19 protein-coding genes are annotated in these 21,789 nt (G+C 69.2%); 14 read left to right on the plus strand and 5 right to left on the minus strand.

Annotated features, from left to right (window positions below; genetic code table 11):
* The gene (locus METY_RS03260) at positions 1-834 is read right to left on the minus strand and encodes a L,D-transpeptidase family protein (RefSeq protein ID WP_103119958.1); all 834 of its coding nucleotides are present in this window, start codon (positions 832-834) and stop codon (positions 1-3) included.
* A gap of 263 nt (positions 835-1,097) precedes the next feature.
* Here METY_RS03260 and METY_RS03265 point away from each other — a divergent pair, with 263 nt between their 5' ends.
* Positions 1,098-2,756, plus strand: a complete 1,659-nt coding sequence (locus METY_RS03265) for a sensor domain-containing diguanylate cyclase (protein ID WP_103119959.1) — start codon at positions 1,098-1,100, stop codon at positions 2,754-2,756.
* Positions 2,757-2,762: 6 nt separating this feature from the next.
* Here METY_RS03265 and METY_RS03270 read toward each other — a convergent pair whose 3' ends face one another.
* Positions 2,763-4,457, minus strand: a complete 1,695-nt coding sequence (locus tag METY_RS03270) for a hypothetical protein (RefSeq protein ID WP_103119960.1) — start codon at positions 4,455-4,457, stop codon at positions 2,763-2,765.
* Between the two features lie 177 nt (positions 4,458-4,634).
* Between METY_RS03270 and METY_RS03275 the strand changes: the two genes are divergently transcribed.
* Both METY_RS03275 and METY_RS03280 read left to right on the plus strand, forming a co-directional pair.
* Entirely contained in the window at positions 4,635-5,786 is a 1,152-nt protein-coding gene (locus tag METY_RS03275; RefSeq protein WP_103119961.1) for a YihY/virulence factor BrkB family protein, read from the plus strand.
* A gap of 82 nt (positions 5,787-5,868) precedes the next feature.
* Positions 5,869-6,381 (plus strand): DUF3280 domain-containing protein, encoded by a 513-nt coding sequence (locus tag METY_RS03280; protein WP_103119962.1) that lies wholly within the window; start codon positions 5,869-5,871, stop codon positions 6,379-6,381.
* A 55-nt stretch (positions 6,382-6,436) separates the two neighbouring features.
* Here METY_RS03280 and METY_RS03285 read toward each other — a convergent pair whose 3' ends face one another.
* Positions 6,437-7,933, minus strand: a complete 1,497-nt coding sequence (locus METY_RS03285) for a CoA-acylating methylmalonate-semialdehyde dehydrogenase (RefSeq protein ID WP_103119963.1) — start codon at positions 7,931-7,933, stop codon at positions 6,437-6,439.
* Between the two features lie 238 nt (positions 7,934-8,171).
* Here METY_RS03285 and METY_RS03290 point away from each other — a divergent pair, with 238 nt between their 5' ends.
* From METY_RS03290 to METY_RS03335, 10 genes are all read left to right on the plus strand, one after another.
* The gene (locus METY_RS03290) at positions 8,172-8,540 is read left to right on the plus strand and encodes a DUF971 domain-containing protein (RefSeq protein WP_103119964.1); all 369 of its coding nucleotides are present in this window, start codon (positions 8,172-8,174) and stop codon (positions 8,538-8,540) included.
* 36 nt (positions 8,541-8,576) lie between these two features.
* Entirely contained in the window at positions 8,577-10,316 is a 1,740-nt protein-coding gene (locus METY_RS03295; RefSeq protein ID WP_103119965.1) for a fumarate reductase/succinate dehydrogenase flavoprotein subunit, read from the plus strand.
* A gap of 11 nt (positions 10,317-10,327) precedes the next feature.
* On the plus strand, positions 10,328-10,561 hold the full coding sequence (locus tag METY_RS03300; RefSeq protein ID WP_103119966.1) for a 4Fe-4S dicluster domain-containing protein: 234 nt from the start codon (positions 10,328-10,330) through the stop codon (positions 10,559-10,561).
* Positions 10,562-10,697: 136 nt separating this feature from the next.
* Positions 10,698-11,657 carry a HEAT repeat domain-containing protein gene (locus METY_RS03305; RefSeq protein ID WP_103120136.1) on the plus strand — a complete coding sequence of 320 codons (960 nt, stop codon included), beginning with the start codon at positions 10,698-10,700 and terminating at the stop codon, positions 11,655-11,657.
* A gap of 167 nt (positions 11,658-11,824) precedes the next feature.
* Positions 11,825-12,610 carry a Crp/Fnr family transcriptional regulator gene (locus METY_RS03310; protein ID WP_103119967.1) on the plus strand — a complete coding sequence of 262 codons (786 nt, stop codon included), beginning with the start codon at positions 11,825-11,827 and terminating at the stop codon, positions 12,608-12,610.
* Positions 12,611-12,926: 316 nt separating this feature from the next.
* Positions 12,927-14,351, plus strand: coding sequence for an ABC transporter substrate-binding protein (locus tag METY_RS03315; RefSeq protein WP_200819584.1), 1,425 nt, complete (start codon positions 12,927-12,929; stop codon positions 14,349-14,351).
* 5 nt (positions 14,352-14,356) lie between these two features.
* Positions 14,357-15,247, plus strand: a complete 891-nt coding sequence (locus METY_RS03320; RefSeq protein ID WP_103119968.1) for an ABC transporter permease — start codon at positions 14,357-14,359, stop codon at positions 15,245-15,247.
* Positions 15,244-16,155: an ABC transporter ATP-binding protein gene (locus METY_RS03325; RefSeq protein WP_103120138.1), complete on the plus strand. Its 912-nt coding sequence runs from the start codon at positions 15,244-15,246 to the stop codon at positions 16,153-16,155. Before METY_RS03320 ends, METY_RS03325 begins: the two co-directional genes overlap by 4 nt.
* 43 nt (positions 16,156-16,198) lie before the next feature.
* Complete coding sequence (gene fdxA / locus METY_RS03330; protein WP_024816382.1) at positions 16,199-16,537, plus strand: ferredoxin FdxA; 339 nt, start codon at positions 16,199-16,201, stop codon at positions 16,535-16,537.
* A gap of 29 nt (positions 16,538-16,566) precedes the next feature.
* Positions 16,567-17,340 (plus strand): ferredoxin--NADP reductase, encoded by a 774-nt coding sequence (locus tag METY_RS03335; RefSeq protein WP_103119969.1) that lies wholly within the window; start codon positions 16,567-16,569, stop codon positions 17,338-17,340.
* A gap of 140 nt (positions 17,341-17,480) precedes the next feature.
* On the opposite strand, the gene METY_RS03340 is transcribed toward METY_RS03335, so the two are convergent.
* Positions 17,481-18,968, minus strand: coding sequence for a methyl-accepting chemotaxis protein (locus tag METY_RS03340; protein ID WP_103119970.1), 1,488 nt, complete (start codon positions 18,966-18,968; stop codon positions 17,481-17,483).
* A 321-nt stretch (positions 18,969-19,289) separates the two neighbouring features.
* On the opposite strand from METY_RS03340, the gene METY_RS03350 reads away from it, so the two are divergent.
* A complete protein-coding gene (locus METY_RS03350) occupies positions 19,290-20,765 on the plus strand; it encodes a cobyric acid synthase (protein WP_103120139.1) in 1,476 nt (491 codons plus the stop codon).
* Here METY_RS03350 and cbiB read toward each other — a convergent pair.
* On the minus strand, positions 20,758-21,729 hold the full coding sequence (gene cbiB / locus METY_RS03355) for an adenosylcobinamide-phosphate synthase CbiB (RefSeq protein WP_103119972.1): 972 nt from the start codon (positions 21,727-21,729) through the stop codon (positions 20,758-20,760). The genes METY_RS03350 and cbiB overlap by 8 nt on opposite strands.
* Positions 21,730-21,789 lie beyond the last annotated feature (60 nt).

Below are 21,789 nucleotides of genomic sequence, written 5' to 3' on the forward strand. Positions count from 1 at the left end.
TTAGCGCGGCTCGTAGTACGCCGGCTCCGCCGCATAGGAGCGGTCGGCGGCGGCGAACCGGTCGGCGGCGAGGCTCGCCTGGGCCTCGCAGGCGTAGGGGTCGAGGGCGCGGCCGGCGGGCGCGAACACGTAGCGGCCGGGACAGGCGCCGACCCGCGGCGGGCGACCGGTCGCCGCGAACATGTCGTGGCCCTCCTTCAGCATGACCCAGAACGGCATGTTCGGGTTGTCCGCGTGCCGGAGCATGTTGCTCTCGGTCATGCGAAACGGAAACGCCTGGATCGGCACGCTGGTCTGGCCGCTCAGCAGCGCCTCGCGCACGAGCCCGTAGATCTCCTCCATGTTCTTGTGGGTCATGGCGTAGCAGCCGACCGACTTGCAGCCGCCGTGCACCATCAGATGGCTGCCGGTGCGGCCGAGGGAGCGATCGAAGGCGTTGGGGAAGCCGACGTCGAAGGCGAGATGGTTGCGCGAGAAGGGGTTCAGGCTCTTCGCGGAGATCTCGTAGAAGCCCTCGGGCGCCTGGCGGTCGCCTTCGCGGATCTTGGGACCGAGCTTACCCGAGAACTTGCAGATCTCGTAGGAGCGCAGAAGGCCGTAGTGCCCCGCCCTCTCCTGCTTCCAGACCTCGAGGACCCCCTCTTCCTTGAACACGCGGATCAGGATCGGAGCCTGCCGCGGCATGTCGCGCTCCTTCATCAGGCTGACCGTCGCGTAGGACACCGACCCGGTCTTCACGCGCCGCGCGCGATCGGAGGAGCAGCCCGCGATCGCGAGGGCGAGGCCTGCAAGCATCAGGACGACAAGCGGATTGCGGCGCGACGAGGCGGCCATGACAAGCTCCGTGCTACGCGGCCGCACAGCGCGGCCAACGGAGAGACGCGAGCCGCGGACACAACACGCCCACGGCCGGCTCCAGTCCCAACCGGGGCTGAGAACCAAGCCCGAAGTTTTCCTAGAATCTTTAACGAACGGTGAAGCTTGTCCGCGCTGCGCCGCCCGGAGCGCTGCGGCGCGCCGCGTCGGTTTGCGCCCAAGCCCGTTAAGAAAACGGCGAACGGTCCCGGTCTATATCGAAACGTCACGAGAGATCGCCGGTGCGCCTGCAGCACATCCTGTCCGTTTTCGGCATTCGCTCCAGACTGATCGTTCTGGTCACTGGCGCGGTCCTGCCTCTGCTGGCCCTGCTCATCGCAGGGGCGATCGACGATCGCCGGCTCGCCATCGAGCGCGCCGCGGACGATGTGCGCGCCACCGCGCGTCTCGTCGCCGAACGACAGTCCCAGGTTTTCGACGACGCCGTCGTGCTGCTCTCGACGCTGTCCACGCTCGCCGGCATCGACGCCGCCGGTCCGGCCGAATGCGGCGGACTTGTCGCCAGAGCCGCCGACCGCAACAAGCAGTTCATGACGATCGGCGTGGTCGACCGGAGCGGCGACGTCGTTTGCCACAGCAGGCTGGACAAACGTGTCCGCTTTACGGATGTCGAACTGCTCGCTCGGGCGTTGAGCGGACGCCCGGGCGACACGCTGATCGGCCGCTTGGTGGTGGGCCGCGTCACCGGACGCCCGACGATCGCCGTGGCGACGCCCACGGCCAAGGACGGCGCGGCCGTGGACGGGATGCTGTTCGCGTCGATCGATCTCGGCGCGATGAGCGATCTTGCGGACCAGTCGGATCAGGGCGGCGCCCGCAGCGTGTCCGTCATCGACGCGCGCGACGGGAAGGTCGTCGCCGGCTCCGGCGCGCTTCGTCGCCTCATCAACGCGTCGGTCGAGGGCCATCCTTTGCTCACGGCCCTCGTCGGGGCGCGCTACGAAGGATCGGCCGAGGTTCGCGGGCTCAACGGCGTCGACGAGATCGTCGGCTTCGCGCCTCTCCGCATCCAGGGGCTGTCCCGGCCAGTCGTCGTCGTCGGCGCGCCTTTGGACGCCGTCCTGAAAGACGCCGCGGCGATCGCAGCGAAGCGTCTTGCGATCGCGCTCTTCGTCGCGCTTGTCGCCCTGCTCGCCGCATGGGGGCTGGGATACTGGACGCTCGCCCGTCCGATCCGCATGTTGACGGGCGCGGCCGAGCAGATCGGCGCGGGCGATCTCACCGCCCGGACGCGCATCGGAGCCGTCCAGCCGGCCGAGATCCGCGTGCTCGGAGCGACGCTTAACGAGACCGCCGAACGGCTGTCCGCCGCGCAAGGGCGTCTCCAGTCACTTGCGGACGAGGACGGGCTGACGGGCCTCGCGAACCGCCGGCGGTTCGACGATGAGATGAAGGCCGCCTGCGCCCGGGCGGAACGTGACGGCGCTCCGCTGTCCACGCTGCTGATCGACGTGGATCACTTCAAATCGTTCAACGACAACTTCGGCCATTTGGCGGGCGACGACGCGCTGCGTCGGATCGGCGCCGCGATCCGCGCCTGCGCCAACAGGCCGGGCGACGTCGCCGCGCGCTACGGTGGCGAGGAGTTCGCCGTGATCCTGCCGAACACCGGCGCGGACGGCGCGGCGTCGGTCGCCGCCCGCATCCTGTCGAGCGTGCGGGACCTCAGGATCGCGCACGGCGGGGCGCCGGGCGGCGTGGCGACCGTCAGCATCGGCAGCGCCTCGTCGTCGCCGACGCGGCGCGGCGCGCTCACCCCCGAGATGTTCGTGCGGACCGCCGACGAGGCGCTCTATGCGGCTAAGGCCGGCGGCCGCAACCGCCACGCCGCCGGTCAGGGCCCGGGACTGGCCTTGGTTCCTCGGGCCGAGGGCGCCTGAGAGCGCCTATCGGACGTCGGACGTGGCATCGATCCGGGCCGCGGCGGTCTGGGTGCTGAGCGCCGCGATCAGCGCCTCCATGAAAGGCCTCGGCTTCCGGTCGAGGTCGAGCACCCCTGACGGATTGTGCACGGCGGCGGCCCTCGGCTGCGACAGCCCCATCTCCCAGCCCCAGGTGTCCAAGAGGGGATAGAGCGTGTAGCCGAGCAGCGGCACGCCCTGCTCCATCGCGGCCGCGCATTCGAGCAGCATCTGCTGATGCCAGCGCGCGCCGTAGCTGTAATAGGGCGTGCCCGTCTCGCCGATCATCATCGGCAGCCGGTAGCGGTCGTAGTAGGCCATCAGCAGGGGATAGAGCCCGACCCGTTCGCCGGATTGCACCTGCGCGGCGTAGAGCTGCGGCTCGGGCGACAGCCAGGCGCCGCTCGCAGCCCCAGCGTCCTCGTTGTGCGCGTAGTAGTCCGCCGCGAACACCGTCTCCGACGTCATCGTCTTGCCGAACGCGCGCCGCAAGTCATCGTGAAGCTCGCGGAGAAGGCGCAGCCGCTCGACGAGACGGTCCCGCGCGCGGGCCTGCGCGACCGGGTCTTCCTCCGCTCCGACGTAGTGAAGCGCCAGCCAATCGAGCGCGGTGTGCGACGTCTCGGGTTTCAGCCGCGCGACCGCGATGAGCCGTGACGGAGCCGCCGCGGCGAAGCGGACGAGATCGGCCTCCATCAGCCAGCGGTGACCGAGTATGAGGTCGCTCGGGAAAAAGCGGACGACGCGGTCGAAGGCCACCCGGCTGGGCTTCGTCACCACCGCCTCTGTGTGCATGAACACCACGTCCTGCGGCCGGCGGCGGCGTTCGGCCTCGATGGCGATCCGCGCCTTGACGGCGCCGATGGCCACCTGGAACGCGCGCTCGACATAGATCACGTCATGCTCGGCCGATCCCCAGCCAGGAAAGCCGCCGTGCCACATCTCGCTGTTGAAGCCGATGGTGGTCTCCGGTTCGTTCACCAGCGTCACCGCCTTGATCGCGCCGCCGTAGCGCGCGAAGGCGGCGCCGGCGAACCGGGCGAAGTAATCCGGCCATTCGGGATGCAGGTAATAGCTCGCGCGCGGATCTGTGCGGCCGTCGGGTCCCAGCGTGCGGAAGCGGTCCTCGACCCCGAAATGATGCATGTCCAGGCTGACGTTGATCCCGGCGCCAACGAAGTCGCCGATGAGCGCGTCGTGCTCCGCCCAACTCTCCGGGCGGTCGAGGTCGATGTCGTGGTTGGCCAGGCCGAGGCGCACGTTCGTCAGCCCGAGCGCCTGCAATTCGTCGGTCACCGCGCGGCGGACCGTCGCCTCGAACAGATTCTGATCCTGCAGGGCGTTCCAGCGATAGTCCTCGGACCTCGTCAGCGGGTTCGCGGTCTCAACGCCGGTCCAGAGCAGGCTGCGCGACGTGTTCGCCCCGATCAGACGCTCATAGGCTCGGGTCGTGGCGTCCTGGAGCGCGCGCTCCGACCGGGACGATCGGCGAAGCTCGATCCTGGAGAAGGACAGCGGGGTCGGATCCACGAAGGGATTCGTCTCGGCCGGCGCGGCGATGGCGTCCTGCTTTTGCGACGCCCAGTCGGCGAGCCAGCTGTGCTGAGCCGCGGCGGGCGAGCTCGCGGCGACGGCGCACGCGAGCACGACCGCCGGAAAGGTCGAGTGTCCGGACGTCAAATGGCTTTTCCAAACGCGCTGATGATGATCGGGCGACCAACCTGTCATCCCGGCCAGGGGCGCGAAACCCTCCGACGGCCGCTTTCACGGCATTGCGAAGCGCCTTCGCTGCGGCGCAGCGTCGCGAAACCGAAAGCCCTCGCGCGCGTTTGGAGATCGTGACGAAAAGAGGGCGATATGGCGAAAACGGGCGGACGCGGCGCAGGCGCCGACATGGTGGCGGCGGGGGCTGCGCTGGTGGCGATCGGGGCCGTCGCGCGCGCGGCAATGGCGCAATGGCCGCACCTCGCCCCGCCCCTCGCTCGCCGCGCAACGGTCCCCGCCCACTCCGGGCGGCTGCCGCTGGAGGAGCCCGCGAACGCGCCGGCCGGGCGGACTGAAACGCGCGGCTCGGCCGATCCGCGCGGCAAGACGGCCGACGCGCCGACCCGCATCCCGCCCCAGGGCTGGAAGGAAATCGCTCTTCGGGTCTACCAGCAGATGACCGAGGACCGGCTCCTCGCGGTCGCCGCGGGCGTGACGTTCTACGCTCTGCTCGCCCTTTTCCCCGCGATCGTGGCGCTGGTGTCGCTCTACGGCCTGACCGCCGATCTCGCGACGCTGGACGGTCATCTCGACGCCTTCGCCGGCGTGGTGCCGGCGTCCTCGCTCGGCTTCGTGCGCGAACAGGTGGCGCGGATCGTGACGAAGAGCGACGGCGCGCTGGGCTTCGCCTTCGCCTTCGGTCTGGTCGTGGCGTTGTGGAGCGCGAACGCCGGCATGAAGGCCATGTTCGACGCTCTCAACGTTGTCTACGACGAGCGCGAGAAGCGCTCCTTCGTGATGCTCAACCTGCTGTCGCTGCTGTTTACTGCCGGCGCGCTGGTGTTCGTCCTGCTGGCCTTCAACGCCGTCGTGGTGCTCCCGATCGTGCTGTCCTACGTCGGCCTCGGCGGCGTGGAGCCGCTGCTCTCGCTCGGCCGGTGGCCCGCTCTGCTACTGGTGGTGATCCTCGGTTTGTCGGCGCTCTACCGCTTCGGGCCCAGCCGCAGTCCCGCGAAATGGCGTTGGATCACGCCGGGCTCCCTGCTCGCCTCAGCGCTCTGGATCGCCGGTTCGCTCGCCTTCTCCTGGTACGCGGAGAACATCGCGACCTACAACGAGACCTACGGTTCGCTCGGCGCCGCCATCGGCTTCATGACCTGGATCTGGATGTCGGCCATCGTGGTGTTGCTCGGCGGCGAGCTCAACGCCGAGATCGAGCACCAGACCGCGGTGGACAGCACGACGGGGCGACCGCGCCCCCTTGGCGCCCGCGGTGCCCAGATGGCGGACACCGTCGCGCCCTGAGCGGCGGAGGGAACAGAACGCCGCAGGCGCGGGTTCTCCAATCGAGGGTGCGGAAGACGCCCCTTGAACCCGGGAGATCCACATGCGCACGAGCGCCCTGCTCGCCGCGGTCTTGCTCGCCAGCTCAACCGCGGCCGCCACAGCTGGCCCGCCGAAGGTCGCCGCCTTCGACTTCGAACTCTACGACACCAGCACCGAAGGCGACCTCAACGGCCCGCGCGCCGACGAGGCCCAGCGAATCGCGGAGGTGACGGACCAAATCCGAGCCTTTCTTAAGGCCCAGAAGCTGGAGGTGGTGGACACGGCGCCCGCCAAGGCCCAGGTCGAGGCGCAGGTGCTGCGGACCTGCGGCGACTGCCCGGCCGAGATCGCCAAGTCGCTCGGCGCGGACTACGCGCTGATGGGCTACGTCCAGAAGGTCTCGAACCTCATCCTGAACATCAACGTCGAGATCCGCGACGTGAAGACCGGCGCGGTCGTGCGCAAGGGCAGCGTCGACATCCGCGGCAACAACCACGAGTCCTGGCGCCACGGCGCGAGCTACCTCATGCGCAACCAAATCTTCAAGACGCCGCTGGCGCCTGCGGCGGGTTAGCCGCCGCAGGAAAGAAGACACGGCTCGCCATACGACGAGCCGGCTACGGCACCGCTCACTTCATCGTCGGGATCGAGAACTCCGCGCCGGTCTTGATGCCGCTCGGCCAGCGCGACGTGACGGTCTTGGTCTTGGTGTAGAACCGGAACGCGTCCGGGCCGTGCTGGTTGAGGTCGCCCATCCCCGAGCGCTTCCAGCCGCCGAAGGTGTGATAGGCGATCGGCACCGGGATCGGCACATTGACGCCGACCATGCCGACCTCGACCCGCGCCGCGAAGTCGCGGGCGGCGTCGCCGTCGCGGGTGAAGATCGCAACGCCGTTGCCGTAGGAGTGCGTGGTCGGCAGCGCCAGCGCCTCCTCGTAGTCCTTGGCGCGGACCACCGAGAGCACGGGACCGAAGATCTCCTCCTTGTAGATCGTCATCTCCGGCGTCACGCGGTCGAACAGGCAACCACCGAGATAGAAGCCGTTCTCGTAGCCTTGCAGCTTGAAGCCGCGGCCGTCGACGGCGAGTTCGGCGCCTTCCGCCACGCCCTTCTCCACATAGGCCGTGACGCGCTCAACCGCCTCGCGGGTCACGAGCGGGCCGTAGTCGGCCGATCCGTCCGTCGAGGGGCCGATCTTGAGCGACTCCACCCGCGGAACCAGCCGCTCCATAAGCGCATCAGCGGTCTTCTCGCCCACCGGCACCGCGACCGAGATCGCCATGCAGCGCTCGCCGGCCGAGCCGTAGCCGGCGCCGATCAGCGCGTCGACCGCCTGGTCGAGGTCGGCGTCCGGCATGACGATCATGTGGTTCTTGGCGCCGCCGAAGCACTGCGCGCGCTTCCCCGTCTGCGCGGCGCGGACATAGATGTACTCCGCGATCGCCGACGAGCCGACGAAGCCCACCGCCTTGATGTCGTGATCGTCCAGAATGGCGTCGACCGCCGCCTTGTCGCCGTTGACGACGTTCAGCACGCCGGCCGGCAGCCCGGCCTCGACGAACAGCTCCGCGATCCGCATGGGGACGGAGGGATCGCGTTCGGAGGGCTTCAGGATGAAGGCGTTGCCGCATGCGAGCGCGGGCGCGGCTTTCCACAGCGGGATCATCGCCGGGAAGTTGAACGGCGTGATGCCGGCGACGACGCCGAGCGGCTGGCGCAGGGAGTAGACGTCAATCCCCGTGCCGGCGCTGTCGGTGAACTCGCCCTTGAGCAGGTGCGGCGCGCCGATCGCGAACTCCACGACCTCGAGGCCGCGTTGGATGTCGCCCTTGGCGTCCGGCACGGTCTTGCCATGCTCGCTCGCGAGCAGCTCGGCCAGAGCGTCGTACTCGTCGCGCACGAGCTCCAGGAACCTCATCATCACCCGCGCGCGCTTCTGCGGGTTCTGGGCGGCCCATCCGCGTTGGGCCTCCTTGGCGTTCTCGACCGCCGCGCGCACCTCGGCGGCGCTCGCCAACGCCACCTGGGCCTGCACGTCGCCGGTGCTGGGATGAAAGACGTCGGCGAAGCACCCGCTCGTCCCCTCGACGCGACGGCCTCCGATGAAATGACCGATCTGACGCATGCCGTTCTCCCTTGGCGGTTCTTGACGCGTTGGGGCGGACCTTAGCCCGCCCTGTGCGCCGGCTGAACAGCCGTTCGTGGCGATCGGCCATGACAGACGGCGCGACGGGAAGGCCCTCCCGGCGCCTCTCCGCCCGCGCCCCCTGCCAAACGGGCCGATGCGGCAACTAATTGCTGTCGCGCGATCACCCCCTCCTGTCTCCTGACATCAAGGACATCGCGTTCAGGAGCGAACTCCCATGGATCACGGCCTCGCCGCGCTGGTCGCGCCGCCGCCCTTCGACCCGGCCGATGCGCCGGAGGCCGTGACCGTCGCGCGTGGCGGGCTCGATCTGCGGCTGACCTTCCGCGACGGCGCGGAGGCGATCGTCGCCGCCGAGACGCTGCGCCTGAACTGCCGTTGCGCCTGGTGCACCCGCGCCCGGATCGAGGATCGCTTCCCCGCGCGCTTCGAAGCCGTCGCCGCGACCGACGTGAAGCTGATCGGCGGCTACGCCGCGCATCTCAGCTTCTCCGACGGTCACGACCGCGGGATCTACCCTTGGACCTACATCCGTCGGCTGGCCGCCGGCGACGCCGCGGCGCCTGCGCCCGCCCGCGCCGCCTGAGACCGCCACGCCCTCACCAGACAGACGAGACGCCCCATGACCGACACCAAGACCGAGATCATCGAGGCCGACATTCTGGTCATCGGCGGCGGCACCGGCGGGCCCATGGCCGCCATCAAGGCCAAGGAGGCGAACCCCGGCCTCAAGGTCGTGCTGATGGAGAAGGCCAACGTGAAGCGCTCCGGCGCGATCTCCATGGGCATGGACGGCCTGAACAACGCGGTCGTCCCGGGCTACGCCACCCCCGAGCAGTACGTGAAGGAGATCACCGTCGCGAACGACGGCATCGTCAACCAGAAGGCGGTGATGGCCTACGCCACCGGCTCCTTCCCGATGATCCAGTACCTCGACAAGCTCGGGGTGAAGTTCGAGAAGGACGGCTCCGGCGAATACAACATGCGCAAGGTCCACCACATGGGGACCTATGTGCTGCCCATGCCGGAAGGCCACAACGTCAAGAAGGTGCTGTACCGCCAGCTCCGCCGCCTGCAGGTGGCGGTGACCAACCGCTACATGGCGACCCGGCTCCTCAAGGCTCCGGACGGCCGCATCGCCGGCGCGGTCGGCGTCAACACCCGCACCTCCGAGTTCCTGGTGGTGAAGGCCAAAGCGGTGGTGCTCGCCTGCGGCGCCGCCGGCCGCCTCGGCCTCCCGGCCTCCGGCTACATGTTCGGCACCTACGAGAACGCCGCCAACTGCGGCGACGGCTACGCCATGGCCTATCACGCCGGCGCCCAGCTCGCGAACCTCGAGTGCTACCAGATCAACCCGCTGATCAAAGACTACAACGGCCCGTCCTGCGCCTACGTCACGGGTCCGTTCGGTGGCTACACCGCCAACAACAAGGGCGACCGCTTCATCGAGTGCGACTACTGGTCGGGCCAGATGATGCTGGAGTTCTGGCGCGAGCTGCAGAGCGGCAACGGCCCGGTCTACCTTAAGATGGACCACCTCGCCGAGGAGACCATCTCCGAGATCGAGACCATCCTCCACACCAACGAGCGGCCCTCGCGCGGCCGCTTCCATGAGCGTCGCGGGAACGACTACCGCAAGCGGCCTGTGGAGATGCACATCTCCGAGATCGGCTTCTGCTCGGGCCACTCAGCCTCGGGCGTTTGGGTCGACGAAAACGCCCGCACCACCATCCCCGGCCTCTACGCCGTCGGCGACATGGCGAGCGTCCCCCACAACTACATGCTCGGCGCCTTCGTGAACGGCGGCATCGCGGGCCGCGACGCCGCCGAGTACTGCGCGAACGTCCAGCTCGCCGACTACGACGAGGGCTATCTCGCCGCCGAGCGGGAGCGCGTGCTGGCGCCGACCCGACGCGAAGACGGGCTGACGCCGCACGAGATGGAGTTCAAGACCCGCCGGCTCGTGAACGACTACCTTGAGCCGCCGAAGGTCACGGCGAAGATGGAGATCGCGCAGCGCCGTTTCGCGGAGATCCGCGACGACCTGTCCGAGCTCTGCGCCCGCGACCCGCATGAGCTGCTGCGCGCGCTCGAGATGCAGACGATCCTGGACTGCGCCGATATGGCCGCCGCGGCCTCGCTCTACCGCACCGAAAGCCGCTGGGGCTTCTACCACCTCCGCGTCGACCATCCCGAGACCAACGACGAGGAGTGGTTCTGCCACACCGTCCTCTACAAGGACGATGCGGGCCGGATGGCCCACGCCAAGCGCGAGGTCGACCCCTACGTCGTCGCCGTCGAGGCCGACGAGATGGCCGCCTACCACCAGCTCCGCGTCAAGACGCCGGCCGCGGCCGAGTAAGGACGAGACCCATGCCGATCATCACCCAGGCCAAAAGCGCCGCAGTCGTCATCGACGACGCCCTGTGCATCGCCGAGAAGGGCTGCACCGTCTGCGTGGACGTGTGCCCGCTCGACATCCTCGCGATCGACGAGGGTCGGAAGAAGGCGTTCATGAAGTACGACGAGTGCTGGTACTGCATGCCCTGCGAAGCCGACTGCCCGACCGGCGCAGTCAAGGTCAACATCCCCTACCTGCTGCGCTGAAGCGTTTCGTCATACCCGCCCGCAAGGCGGGTATCCACGACTTGGCCGGCGCGGCGTTCGGCGTCGCAGTCGTGGATACCCGGCTTCGGCGGGCATGACGGCCGAGAGCTTCGCGGAACCACCGGAGTTCCAATCCATGCCCGTGTTCGACGCCTTCGACGACGATCTCGACGACCTCCGGGAGCGCTGCTCCGATCCCGACGCCGGCGTCCGGCGGGTCGCCATGATGGAGCTCGCCGAGCAGGTGGGCCCGGAAGCGACCGTGCTGTTGCTGAAGGGTCTCGGCGACCCCGACGCGCAGGTGCGCGCCGCCGCGGCCAAGGCGCTCGACGAACACGACGGTCCCGAGGTCGTCGAGGGCCTCGTGGGCTCGCTCGAAGACCCCGACGACGCGGTGCGCCACGCGGCGGCCGAGACGCTCGCCGACAAGAAGGAGCCCGCCTGCGGCCCTCTGCTGATCGAGCGCGCGGAGCACTCCGACCCCTTCGTGCAGGCGGCGGCGCTTCGGGCCCTCCGCGAGCTCACCCTGCCGGACGCGCTGGCCGCGGCGCTCAAGGCGATACGCAACCCCTCCCCCGAGGTCCGCCGCGAAGGGCTCGGCGTCATCGGCTGGCTGAAGGCCGAGGAGGCCATGCCCGCGCTGATCGCGACCGCCTCCGACCCAGACCCGTCGGTGCGCCGGGCGACCATGGCCGCGTTGGTGTTCGTGCGGCCGGGCGGACCGGGCGCGACGACGCTGGTGGCGGGGCTCGCCGATCCGCACTGGCAGGTGCGCGAGGAGGCGGCGATCGTCTCCGCCAAGATCCGGCTGCCGGAAGCGACGACCGCGCTCATCGGCGCCCTCTCCGACGAGGCCTGGCAGGTCCGCGTAAAGGCGGCGAACGCGCTCGGACGGCTGCGGGCGGAGAGCGCGGTCGAGCCGCTGGCCAGGGGCCTCGACAGCGAGATCCCCAACCTGCGCAAGGAATCCGCCGCGGCCCTCGGCGAGATCGCCGCTCCCGCCGCGCTGCCCTGGCTGGAGCGCGCGATGGACGATCCGGATCCGGATGTCCGCAAGCTGATCCGCTGGGCGATCACGCGCTGCCAGGCGGCCTGATCCCACGCGAAGCGACGCTTGGAATGAGACAGCCGTCGGAGCGCCCCTCCGGCGGCTTTTTCGCGTCGGGACGGTCACGAAGCCGCGCCTCGCGCCGCAGCTGATTGGAATCAAAACAATCCTATGCTCTGCTGCATCGCACCACCTGCGATGTCGGGAGATCCGCGATGCAGCAGACAGCCCCTCTGGCCTGGCCGCCCCAGCTCCGCCCGCAGGCGGCTGCTGAGCAGGCGCGCGCGTCCGCGCTTCTGCTCGCCGACAGCGAGGCCCCGGAGCGCGGCCCCAAGCCGATGCTCCATGGGCTGACGGAGCGCGAGACCGCGCTGGTGATGGAGCGCGCCCGTCGCAGGGTGCTCTACCGCGGCGCGACGCTGTTCACCCAGGAAACGCCGCACGACGGCATTTGGCTGATCGAGACCGGACGCATCCGCGTGTTCTACGCTGCCCCCACGGGTCGCGAGATTACTTTGGCCTACTGGTACCCCGGCAATTTCGTCGGCGGTCCCGAGGTGTTCGGCGCCGGCCAGCACTGCTGGTCCGGCATGGCCGCCAGCAACAGCTCCGTGCTGCACCTGCCCGGCCGCACGCTGAAAGAGCTCGTCACGCAGATCCCGACGCTCGCCGTCAACGTCATCGAGGGCGTCGCGTTCAAGGGCAAGTGCTACTCCGCGCTGGCGCAGATGCTCGGCACCCGCTCGATCACCGAACGTCTGGCGCACCTCCTGCTGCACCTCGCCGACCTCTATGGCGTCGAGGAGGAGGGCGGCGGCGTCACGATCGCGGCCGCCTTCACCCACGCCGACCTCGCCCACATGGTCGGGGCCACGCGGCAGTGGATCACGATCAGCCTGAAGCGCATGAGCGCTCAAGGCGTGCTGGAGGTCCGTCGCTCGCAGATCGTGCTGCGCAAGCCCGACGTCCTGGCGCAGATGAAGAGCGGCGGCGACGCCTGATCTCGCCGGAGATCGCAGGGGCGGAGCGCTTCGACGCCGCGCCGCTGTCCCGTCGGGCCGCGACAAGCGGTCCTGTCTTCGTCCTGGAACGCCTCGCCCGCCCCGGCGACGACTGCCGGGCTACAGACGCGCCAGCGCCCTGCCCCACCGGCGCGCCCCGATCTTGCAAGGCGCCACGTTTTTAGGCTGGCCCTCTTTCTTGGCAACTAATCAACCGCGATCGGCCATCTCCGTTTGATCCTTGGCGGCCTCGGGCTGGATCATCCCTGTGTCGGGACGCCCCGGCGGATGACCCCAGCTTCCAACGAGGTGAGCCATGGCCTTCCCGACCCACTCCCGCCCGGCGGCCTCGCTCGCCGCGCTGCTCGCGGCGAGCGTCAGCCTCGCCGCGCCCGCCTCCGCCGAAACGCTCGTCGTCGGCATCGGCACGCAGGACACCACGACCAACACCGTCACCACCGGCGTCGTGCTTCGCCAGCTCAAGCTGATCGAGAAGCATCTGCCGAAGGACGGCAAGTACGCCGGCCTCGACATCAAGCTCGACTGGCAGAACTTCACCTCCGGACCGCCGGTCACCAACGGCATGATGGCCGGCAAGCTGCAGTTCGGCGCCATGGGCGACTACCCGCTCGTCGTGAACGGCTACACCTTCCAATCCAATCCCGAGAGCAAGACCCAGCTCATCTCGGTCGCGGCCTACAACCTCGACGGCTCCGGCAACGGGGTCGTGGTCCACAAGGACTCGCCCTACTTCGCGCTGCAGGACCTCAAGGGGAAGGTCGTCAGCGTCCCCTTCGGCTCCGCCGCCCACGGCATGCTGCTGAAGGCGATGCAGGACGCCAAGATGCCGAAGGACTTCTTCACGCTGGTGAGCCAGAGCCCCGAGGTCGGCTCCACCAATCTGAAGGAGCAGAAGATCGACGCGCACGCCGACTTCGTGCCCTTCGCCGAGTTGCTGCCGTTCCGCGGCTTCGCCCGCAAGGTGTTCGACGGCGTGCAGACCAATCTGCCGACCTGGCACGGCGTGGTCGCCCGCACCGACTTCGCCGAGAAGTACCCGGAGATCGTCAACGCCTATCTGCAGGCGGTGCTCGACGCCAACGAGTGGGTGAAGAGCGATCCGAAGCGCGCCGCTGAGAAGATCTCTGAGTGGACCGGGACCGACAAGGAGGTCGTCTACATCTTCCTCGGCCCGGGCGGCATCATGACGCTCGACCCCACGCTCAAGGCGCCGCTGATCGCGGCCGCCAAGGAGGACGTGAAGGTCCTGCAAAGCCTCGACCGCATCAAGACGCCGTTCGACGTCGACCCCTGGGTCAATGACGGCTACCTCCGCGCCGCCTTCAAGGCCCGCGGCCTCGACTACGACGCGGCCGTTGCGAGCACCGCGAACTACGAGGTGACCGGCGAAGACGCCTTCTGCAAGAAGCCGATCACGGAGCCGCGGAAAGCCGGAGAGATCTGGGTGAAGGACGGCGACATTCTCGCCTTCTCCAGCGCCTCCTGCACCCTCGCGGCCTACCGCGACATGCAGACCAAGGGCACGGCGATGAACGTCGCCTACGTGTTCGACGCCGCCCGGGGCATCAAGCTGTTCGCCGACAAGGCGTTCTACGTGATCGACCCGAAGGCGGGCGTCACCCCGTTCATGCTGAAGCAGGACGCCGAGGCCTTCGCCACGACGTCCGGCGGCAAAGTCGCGCCGTTCGAAGACGCGCTGACCGCCGCGACCGCGGGTTGAGGCGCATGCAGACCGCCGCGCTCCCATCGTCCCGCGAGACGCCTCCCCCGGCGGCTCGCGTGACGGCCGCCCCGGCCCCGGCCACCACGACGCCGCGGCCGGCCCCCCTCCTTCGCATGGTCCGCCGCCACCGCGGCGAGATTCGCGCCGTGCTCGTCGGCGCGCTCTCGGTCGCGGCCTTCGTGCTGGCCTGGCACCTGCTCACCACCTACCGGGTGAACCTCTACGTCCGCTTCATGAACGTGCCGTCCCCAGCCGACGTGCTGGAGAGCGCGCGGACCGCCTTCGCGACGTCCACCTTCTTCCAGCACGTCGCCATCAGCTGCCGGCGCATCCTCTACGGCTTCCTCTTGGCGGCGGCCATCGCCGTGCCGCTCGGCCTGATGATGGGACGCTTCAAGCTTCTCAGCGAGATCGTCTTCCCGGTGACCGAGGTGCTGCGGCCGATCCCCGCCATCGCCTGGGTGCCGATGGCGATCATGCTGTGGCCGACCAACGAGCAGTCGATCGTGTTCATCACCTTCCTCGGTTCGTTCTTCCCCATCCTGCTCAACACCCTGCACGGCATGGCGACCGTCGATCCCGTGCTGGTGCGCGCCGCCCGCTGCCTGGGCGCGACCGAAGCCGCCACCTTCCGGGAGGTCTACCTGCCGGCGACCCTGCCCCAGATCTTCACCGGCCTCACCGTCGGCATGGGCGTCGCCTGGGTGTCGCTGATCGCGGCGGAGATGATCTCCGGCCAGTTCGGCATCGGGTACTTCACGTGGGAGGCCTACAGCCTGGTTCAGTACTCCGACATCGCGCTCGGCATGCTCGCGATCGGCGTGCTCGGCCTCGCCTCGAGCTGGGCGATCCGGCTGGTCGGCCGCCTCCTGATGCCATGGAGCGCGCGATGACCGCCGCAGCCTTCCTGCCGAGCGCGGACGCGGCGCCCGCCTACGCGCCGCCGAAGACCACCAAGGGACGCGTGGAGGTCCGCGGCTTCGGCCTGACCTACGACACCGCCGACGGCGCGACCGACGCCGTCTCCAGCGTCGACCTTACGGTGGAGCCCGGCGAGTTCGTCTCGATCATCGGCCCGTCCGGCTGCGGCAAGTCCACGCTGCTGAACGCCCTCGCCGGCTTCCTCAAGCCCACGCGCGGGATCGTCACGGTCGACGGCGAGCCCATCACGGGCCCCAGCGCCGATCGCGGCATGATCTTCCAGCAGTACTCGCTGTTCCCGTGGAAGACCGTGCGGGAGAACGTCGAGTTCGGGCTGAAGATGAAGGGCATGGGCCGCGCGGAACGCTCGCGGGCGGCGCGCACGCTGCTGGGGCTCGCGGGGCTCACCCCCTTCGAAAACCACTACCCAGACCGGCTGTCGGGCGGCATGAAGCAGCGCGTCGGCATCGTCCGGGCGCTCGCCACCGGCCCACGCATCCTGCTGCTCGACGAGCCCTTCGGCGCGCTCGACGCCCAGACCCGGCTGATCATGCAGCAGATCCTCACCAACATGTGGCAGCGGCTGAAGATCTCGGTGCTGTTCGTGACCCACGATCTCGACGAGGCGATCTTCCTGTCGGACCGCATCTACGTGATGACCGCGCGGCCGGGCGAGATCAAAGCCGAGATCACGGTGCCGCTGCCCCGCCCGCGCCTGCCGGCCATGACCATGTCGTCGGAGTTCCTGGCCCTGCGCCGGGGCCTGATGTCGCTCATCCGCGAGGAGAGCCTGAAGGCCATGGGCGGCGAACTTTCGGCCGACGGCCTGCAGGGCCTCGCCATCAACCTGGAGGGCCAGGACGTGTTCCGCGCGCTGTGAGCGGAACCGATCTGCGTTCATCCCCATTGGAAAGCGGCGCGCGATGACGTATGTCGTCACCGAAAATTGCATTCGGTGTAAGTATATGGATTGTGTGGAGGTGTGTCCTGTGGACTGCTTCTACATGGGCGAGACCATGCTGGTGATCGCGCCCGACGAATGCATCGACTGCGGCGTGTGCGAACCCGAATGCCCGGCGGAGGCCATCAAGGCCGACACCGAGCCGAACCTGCAAGGCTGGATCGCGCTCAACGCGAAATACGCGGCCGTCTGGCCGAACGTGACCGAGAAAGGCGAGCCGCCCGCGGACGCCGCCGTCTGGGACGGGGCGTCGGGCAAGCTCGAAGCCGTGTTCGGGGCGTCCGACCCGGCGGCGGCCTGACGACGCGAGCTTGAGAGACCGAGAGACCGATGAGCAAGTATCTTGAAGAGCGCGTGACCCACGTGAAGCATTGGACGGACACCCTGTTCAGCTTCCGCACCACGCGCGATCCGTCGTTCCGCTTCCGCAACGGCGAGTTCACGATGATCGGCATCGAGGTCGAGGGCCGGCCGCTGGTGCGCGCCTACTCGGTGGTCTCCGCCAACTATGACGACGAGCTCGAGTTCTTCTCGATCAAGGTTCAGAACGGCCCGCTCACCTCGCGCCTCCAGCACCTCAAGGTCGGCGATCCGATCCTCGTCGGCAAGAAGCCGACCGGCACGCTGGTGCTCGACAATCTGCTGCCGGGCAAGAACCTCTACCTGCTCGGCACGGGCACCGGCCTTGCGCCGTTCCTGTCGATCATCAAGGACCCCGAGACCTACGAGCGCTTCGAAAAGGTGGTGCTGGTCCACGGCTGCCGCCAAGTGAGCGAACTCGCCTATGGCGAGCTGATCACCGAAGGCCTGCCGAAGGACGAGCTGATCGGCGAGCTCGTGAGCGAAGGCCTGATCTACTATCCGACCGTCACCCGCGAGCCCTTCCGCAACCGCGGCCGCATCACCGACCTGATGGCCTCCGGCAAGCTGTTCGAGGACGTCGGCCTCCCGATGATGTCGAAGGAGAACGACCGCTTCATGCTGTGCGGCAGCCCGGACATGATCCGCGACACCCGCCAGCTGCTGGTCGACGGCGGCTACGAAGAGGGCAACCACGGCGAAGCCGGGCACTTCGTGATCGAGAAGGCCTTCGTCGAGAAGTGAGCTTCGAGGCTCGACAGGAAGGGCCGCGCGAGCGATCGCGCGGCCCTTCTTGTTTGGAGGGCGATCCCGGCCGTCATTCCGAGCGACGGGGAACGTCCACTGACGGCGCGCTTCGACCAAACGCAGCGCTGACGTTGACGTCAGGCGATCGAGCGCGAGGCCGCACGCACCTGCTGCGTCGCGACGTCGATGTCGGCGGCCGAGCGCGCGATCGAGTTGAGGCTTTCCGTCACCGTCTCCACGGCGCGCGCCGCCTCGTGCATGTTCAACGACATGTCCTGCGTCACCGCGGACTGCTCCTCCACCGCCGAGGCGATGCTGCTGGAGGCGTTGTGGATCTGCTGGATCGTCGCCACCACGAGCCGGATCGCCTCAACGACGCCGGAGGTGGAGCTCTGGACGGTCGCGACGTTCCGGGAGATTTCGTCGGTGGCCTGGGAGGTCTGGGCCGCGAGGTTCTTCACCTCCGCCGCGACGACCGCAAAGCCGCGGCCCGCCTCGCCGGCGCGCGCCGCCTCGATCGTCGCGTTGAGCGCGAGGAGGTTGGTCTGCGCTGCGATATCGCGGATCAGCTCCGTCACCGAGCCGATCTCGGTCGCCGAGCTCGCAAGGCCGCCCGCGGTGTCGGAGGCGCGGTTCGCCGCCTCGACGGCCTCGACGGTGGTCTTCAGCGCGTAATCGAGCTGCCGGCTGATCTCGGACACGGACGCCGCAAGCTCCTCGGCGCCTGCGGCGACGTTCTGCACGTTGGCGGTGGACTGGGTCGCGGCGGCGGCCGCGCTCGAGGCCTCGCCGTTCGTCACCGCGATGCGGTCGCCGATCTGGTTCAGGTCGCCGTCGATCGCGACCTGAACGGCCGCGCGCCGGGCTCGCTCCGCGACCTCCTTGGTGACGTCCATGGCGAACTTCACCACGCTCAGCGGCCGGCCGTCCGGATCCATCACCGGGTTGTAGCTCGCCTGCAGCCAGACCTCCCGGCCGCCCTTGCCCAGGCGGCGGAACTCGCCCGCCTGGTATTCCCCCCGCGCCAAAGCGTCCCAGAACAGCTTGTAGCTTTGGCTGGCCTTGCCCTCCGCGCTCATGAACAGGCTGTGGTGACGCCCGACCACTTCCTCCGATCGGTAGCCGGTGACGGCGAGGAAATTCTCGTTCGCCTCGATGATGGTGCCGTCGAGGTTGAAGCGGATGACCGCTTGAGAGCGCCGGATCGCCGCGAGCTGGGCCGCGTCCTCGGCCGCCTTGATCTTCGCCGCCGTGACGTCGGAGGCGTACTTGATCACGCCGATCGGCTTGCCGTCGCGCCCGATCAGCGGGTTGTAGGAGCCGTTGATCCAGACCTCGCGGCCCCCCTTTGCGATGCGGCGGAACTCGCCGGCCTGAAATTCGCCTCTGGCGAGGGCGTCCCAGAAGGCCCGGTAGGCCGGCTTCGCGGCCTCGGCCGGGTCGACGAACAGGCTGTGGTGCTTGCCGCGAACCTCCTCAAGTCCGTAGCCGACCACCGCCAGGAAGTTGGCGTTCGCCGCCTTGATGATCCCGTCGAGCCCGAACTCGATGGTGGCCTGGGACCGGTCGAGCGCCGCGAGCTTCGCGGAGGCGGACGCGCTGGATGCAGTCTGAAAGATCGACATGGACCTGCCCTTGGCCGGCGACGTCGTCGCGGCGCGGTTGATCTTGGGGGGAATGCGATCCGCATCGCGTCGTTCAAGGCGCGCGACGGGGAAGTGGGAAGCGCACGACGAAGCTGAGGCGTCTTTCGACGTCCCGGTCTTCGTCCGCGAGGGTGTGGAGCACTCGCCGCTCCACCGGCTCTCGGCGGTAGAGTGATTGGCGGTGATTAACCTGGGGTTGATTTCGGGCGGGTACGTAGTTTCACGCGGGCTTGACCGCGGATGCGGATGACGCGAGGTCTGCGCCTCCCCGCCTCGAGCGCCGTTCCCCGGATCCGTACCATGCGCCGCACCCCCGCCGTCATGCTGCAGGGCACCGGCTCGAACGTCGGCAAGTCGCTGATTGTGGCCGGGCTTTGTCGACTCTTCACGCGACGCGGCCTGAGAGTCGCGCCGTTCAAGCCGCAGAACATGTCGAACAATGCGGCCGTGACTGTCGACGGCGGCGAGATCGGCCGCGCGCAGGCGCTGCAGGCGCGCGCCGCGGGGCTGCAACCCCTGATCGACATGAACCCCGTTCTGCTGAAGCCCGAGAGCGAGACCGGCAGCCAGGTGGTGGTGCAGGGCCGACGGCTCGGAAGCTACCGCGGCAAGGCCTACGGCGCGCTCAAACCCAGCCTGATGCCGGCGGTGCTCGACAGCTACAACCGGCTCGCGGCGGGCGTGGACCTCATGGTGGTCGAAGGCGCCGGGAGCGCGGCGGAGGTGAACCTCCGCGCCGGGGACATCGCTAACATGGGCTTCGCCGAGGCCGCGGACGTGCCGGTCGTGCTGGTGGGCGACATCGACCGCGGCGGCGTCATCGCGACGCTGGTGGGCACGCACGCGCTGTTGCCACCGGCCGATCTCGCCCGCGTAAAGGGCTTCCTGATCAATCGCTTCCGCGGCGACGTCACCATGTTCGACGAAGGCCTCCGGGTGATCGCGGGCCGCACCGGCTGGACGTCGCTGGGGATCGCGCCGTGGTTCGCGGACGCCGCAAAGCTGCCGGCGGAGGACTCCGTCGACCTCGCCTCCCGCGCCGGCCGGCCCCACGGCGCGATCCGCGTCGTCGCGCTCGCGCTGCCGCGGATCGCGAACTTCGACGATCTCGATCCGCTCCGGCTTGACCCCTCCGTCTCGCTGACCCTTCTGACCGACGGCGCCCCGCTCCCCCCGGACACGGACCTCGTGCTGCTCCCCGGCTCGAAGGCGACCATCGCCGACCTCGCGGCCCTCAGAGCCTGGGGCTGGGACGCGGACCTGCGGGCGCATGTCCGCCGCGGCGGGCGCGTGCTCGGCCTCTGCGGCGGCTTCCAGATGCTCGGGCGCACCATCGCCGATCCGGACGGCGTCGAAGGCCCGCCGGCAACCGTTCAGGGGCTCGGCCTGCTCACAGTCGACACCGTGCTGGGCTCCGAGAAGCGGCTCGCGCTCGTCACGGGCCGCCATGTCGCGAGCGGCGAGGAGGTCGAGGCCTACGAAATCCACATGGGCCGCACCGACGGGCCGGACACGGCGCGCGCCCCGTTCGAGGTGGCGGGGAGGCTCGAGGGCGCGCTTTCGGCCGACGGCCGGGTTGCGGGGTCCTACCTGCATGGCGTCTTCGCCCGCGACGGTTTCCGCCGCGCCTATCTCCAGGCGCTCGGCGGGACCGGCGAGGCCTATGGCTACGACGCGACGGTGGACGCGACGCTCGACGCGCTTGCCGACCACCTTGAAGCGCATCTCGACGTCGAGGCGCTTATTGCGATCGCCCGCCGCGAAAGCCTCAGATGAAGATCGCGAGCGCGATCGCCCAGAGCGCGGCGTGCACCGCGCAGGCCGCCAGGTAGAGCCGGAGGGCCCGCGCGATGTCCTGCGGGGTCGCCTGCGAATCGCCGTCCCGGTTCATGTAGGGATCGTCGACCAGACGTCCGCCGTAGCTGCGCGGGCCCCCGAGCGCGAGGCCCAGCGCCCCGCCGGTCGCGGCTTCCGGCCAGCCCGCGTTGGGCGAGGCGTGCAGCGGCGCGTCGCGGCGCATCGCCGTCCAAGCCTGCCGCCAGGGTCGCCGCGTCAGCAGCGCCGCCACGACCACGATCGCGCCCGACAGCCGCGCGGGCGCGAGATTGACGTAGTCGTCCAGCCGCGCCGCCGCGCGGCCGAAGGCGAGATGCCGCTCGGTCTTGTGGCCGATCATGCTGTCGGCGGTGTTGATGGCCTTGTAGGCGATGATCCCCGGCAGGCCGAGGACCACGCCCCAGAGCGCCGGCGCCACCACGCCGTCCGCGAAGTTCTCGGCGAGCGATTCGATCGCGGCGCGCGACACGCCGGCCTCGTCCAGACGCTTCGGATCGCGACCGACGATCATCGAGACCGCCTTGCGGGCGGCCTCGAGCCCGCCGGCGGCGAAGGCCTCGCGCACCGCGGCGACGTGGAGGTAGAGGCTCTTCTGCGCCAGGAACACGCTCGCCACGGCCCCCTCCGCGAACACGCCGAAGGGAATGCCCGTGAGGGTCCAGGCGATGACGGCGCCCGTCGCCAGCGCGGCCAGCGCCACGATTGTGATCGCGACCACGCCCCGCCTGCGGCGCTCGCTCTCGTCGAGGTCCAGCCGGTTGAGCCTCCGGTCGAGCGCCGCCACGCCGCGTCCAATCAGCACGACGGGATGGGCGATCCGCCGCCACACCGTGTCGGGGTCGCCGACCAGCGCGTCGATCGCGAGCGCGATCAACACCACCAGCGCATTGTGCGCGAGATCCATTCGCTTGGCGTCCCCCGTCCCCGCCGACGACGACCGCAAACGGCACGGGCGGCGTCGCCT

Source organism: Methylopila sp. Yamaguchi (genome assembly GCF_002897035.1).
Lineage (GTDB): Bacteria > Pseudomonadota > Alphaproteobacteria > Rhizobiales > Methylopilaceae > Methylopila.

Coding starts and splice junctions, on each gene's coding strand:
- METY_RS03260 (WP_103119958.1), bottom strand. CDS start 834: ATGGCCGCCTCGTCGCGCCGCAATCCGCTTGTCGTCCTGATGCTTGCA.
- METY_RS03275 (WP_103119961.1), top strand. CDS start 4,635: ATGGCGAAAACGGGCGGACGCGGCGCAGGCGCCGACATGGTGGCGGCG.
- METY_RS03280 (WP_103119962.1), top strand. CDS start 5,869: ATGCGCACGAGCGCCCTGCTCGCCGCGGTCTTGCTCGCCAGCTCAACC.
- METY_RS03285 (WP_103119963.1), bottom strand. CDS start 7,933: ATGCGTCAGATCGGTCATTTCATCGGAGGCCGTCGCGTCGAGGGGACG.
- METY_RS03290 (WP_103119964.1), top strand. CDS start 8,172: ATGGATCACGGCCTCGCCGCGCTGGTCGCGCCGCCGCCCTTCGACCCG.
- METY_RS03295 (WP_103119965.1), top strand. CDS start 8,577: ATGACCGACACCAAGACCGAGATCATCGAGGCCGACATTCTGGTCATC.
- METY_RS03300 (WP_103119966.1), top strand. CDS start 10,328: ATGCCGATCATCACCCAGGCCAAAAGCGCCGCAGTCGTCATCGACGAC.
- METY_RS03305 (WP_103120136.1), top strand. CDS start 10,698: ATGCCCGTGTTCGACGCCTTCGACGACGATCTCGACGACCTCCGGGAG.
- METY_RS03310 (WP_103119967.1), top strand. CDS start 11,825: ATGCAGCAGACAGCCCCTCTGGCCTGGCCGCCCCAGCTCCGCCCGCAG.
- METY_RS03315 (WP_200819584.1), top strand. CDS start 12,927: ATGGCCTTCCCGACCCACTCCCGCCCGGCGGCCTCGCTCGCCGCGCTG.
- METY_RS03320 (WP_103119968.1), top strand. CDS start 14,357: ATGCAGACCGCCGCGCTCCCATCGTCCCGCGAGACGCCTCCCCCGGCG.
- METY_RS03325 (WP_103120138.1), top strand. CDS start 15,244: ATGACCGCCGCAGCCTTCCTGCCGAGCGCGGACGCGGCGCCCGCCTAC.
- fdxA (WP_024816382.1), top strand. CDS start 16,199: ATGACGTATGTCGTCACCGAAAATTGCATTCGGTGTAAGTATATGGAT.
- METY_RS03335 (WP_103119969.1), top strand. CDS start 16,567: ATGAGCAAGTATCTTGAAGAGCGCGTGACCCACGTGAAGCATTGGACG.
- METY_RS03340 (WP_103119970.1), bottom strand. CDS start 18,968: ATGTCGATCTTTCAGACTGCATCCAGCGCGTCCGCCTCCGCGAAGCTC.
- METY_RS03350 (WP_103120139.1), top strand. CDS start 19,290: ATGCGCCGCACCCCCGCCGTCATGCTGCAGGGCACCGGCTCGAACGTC.
- cbiB (WP_103119972.1), bottom strand. CDS start 21,729: ATGGATCTCGCGCACAATGCGCTGGTGGTGTTGATCGCGCTCGCGATC.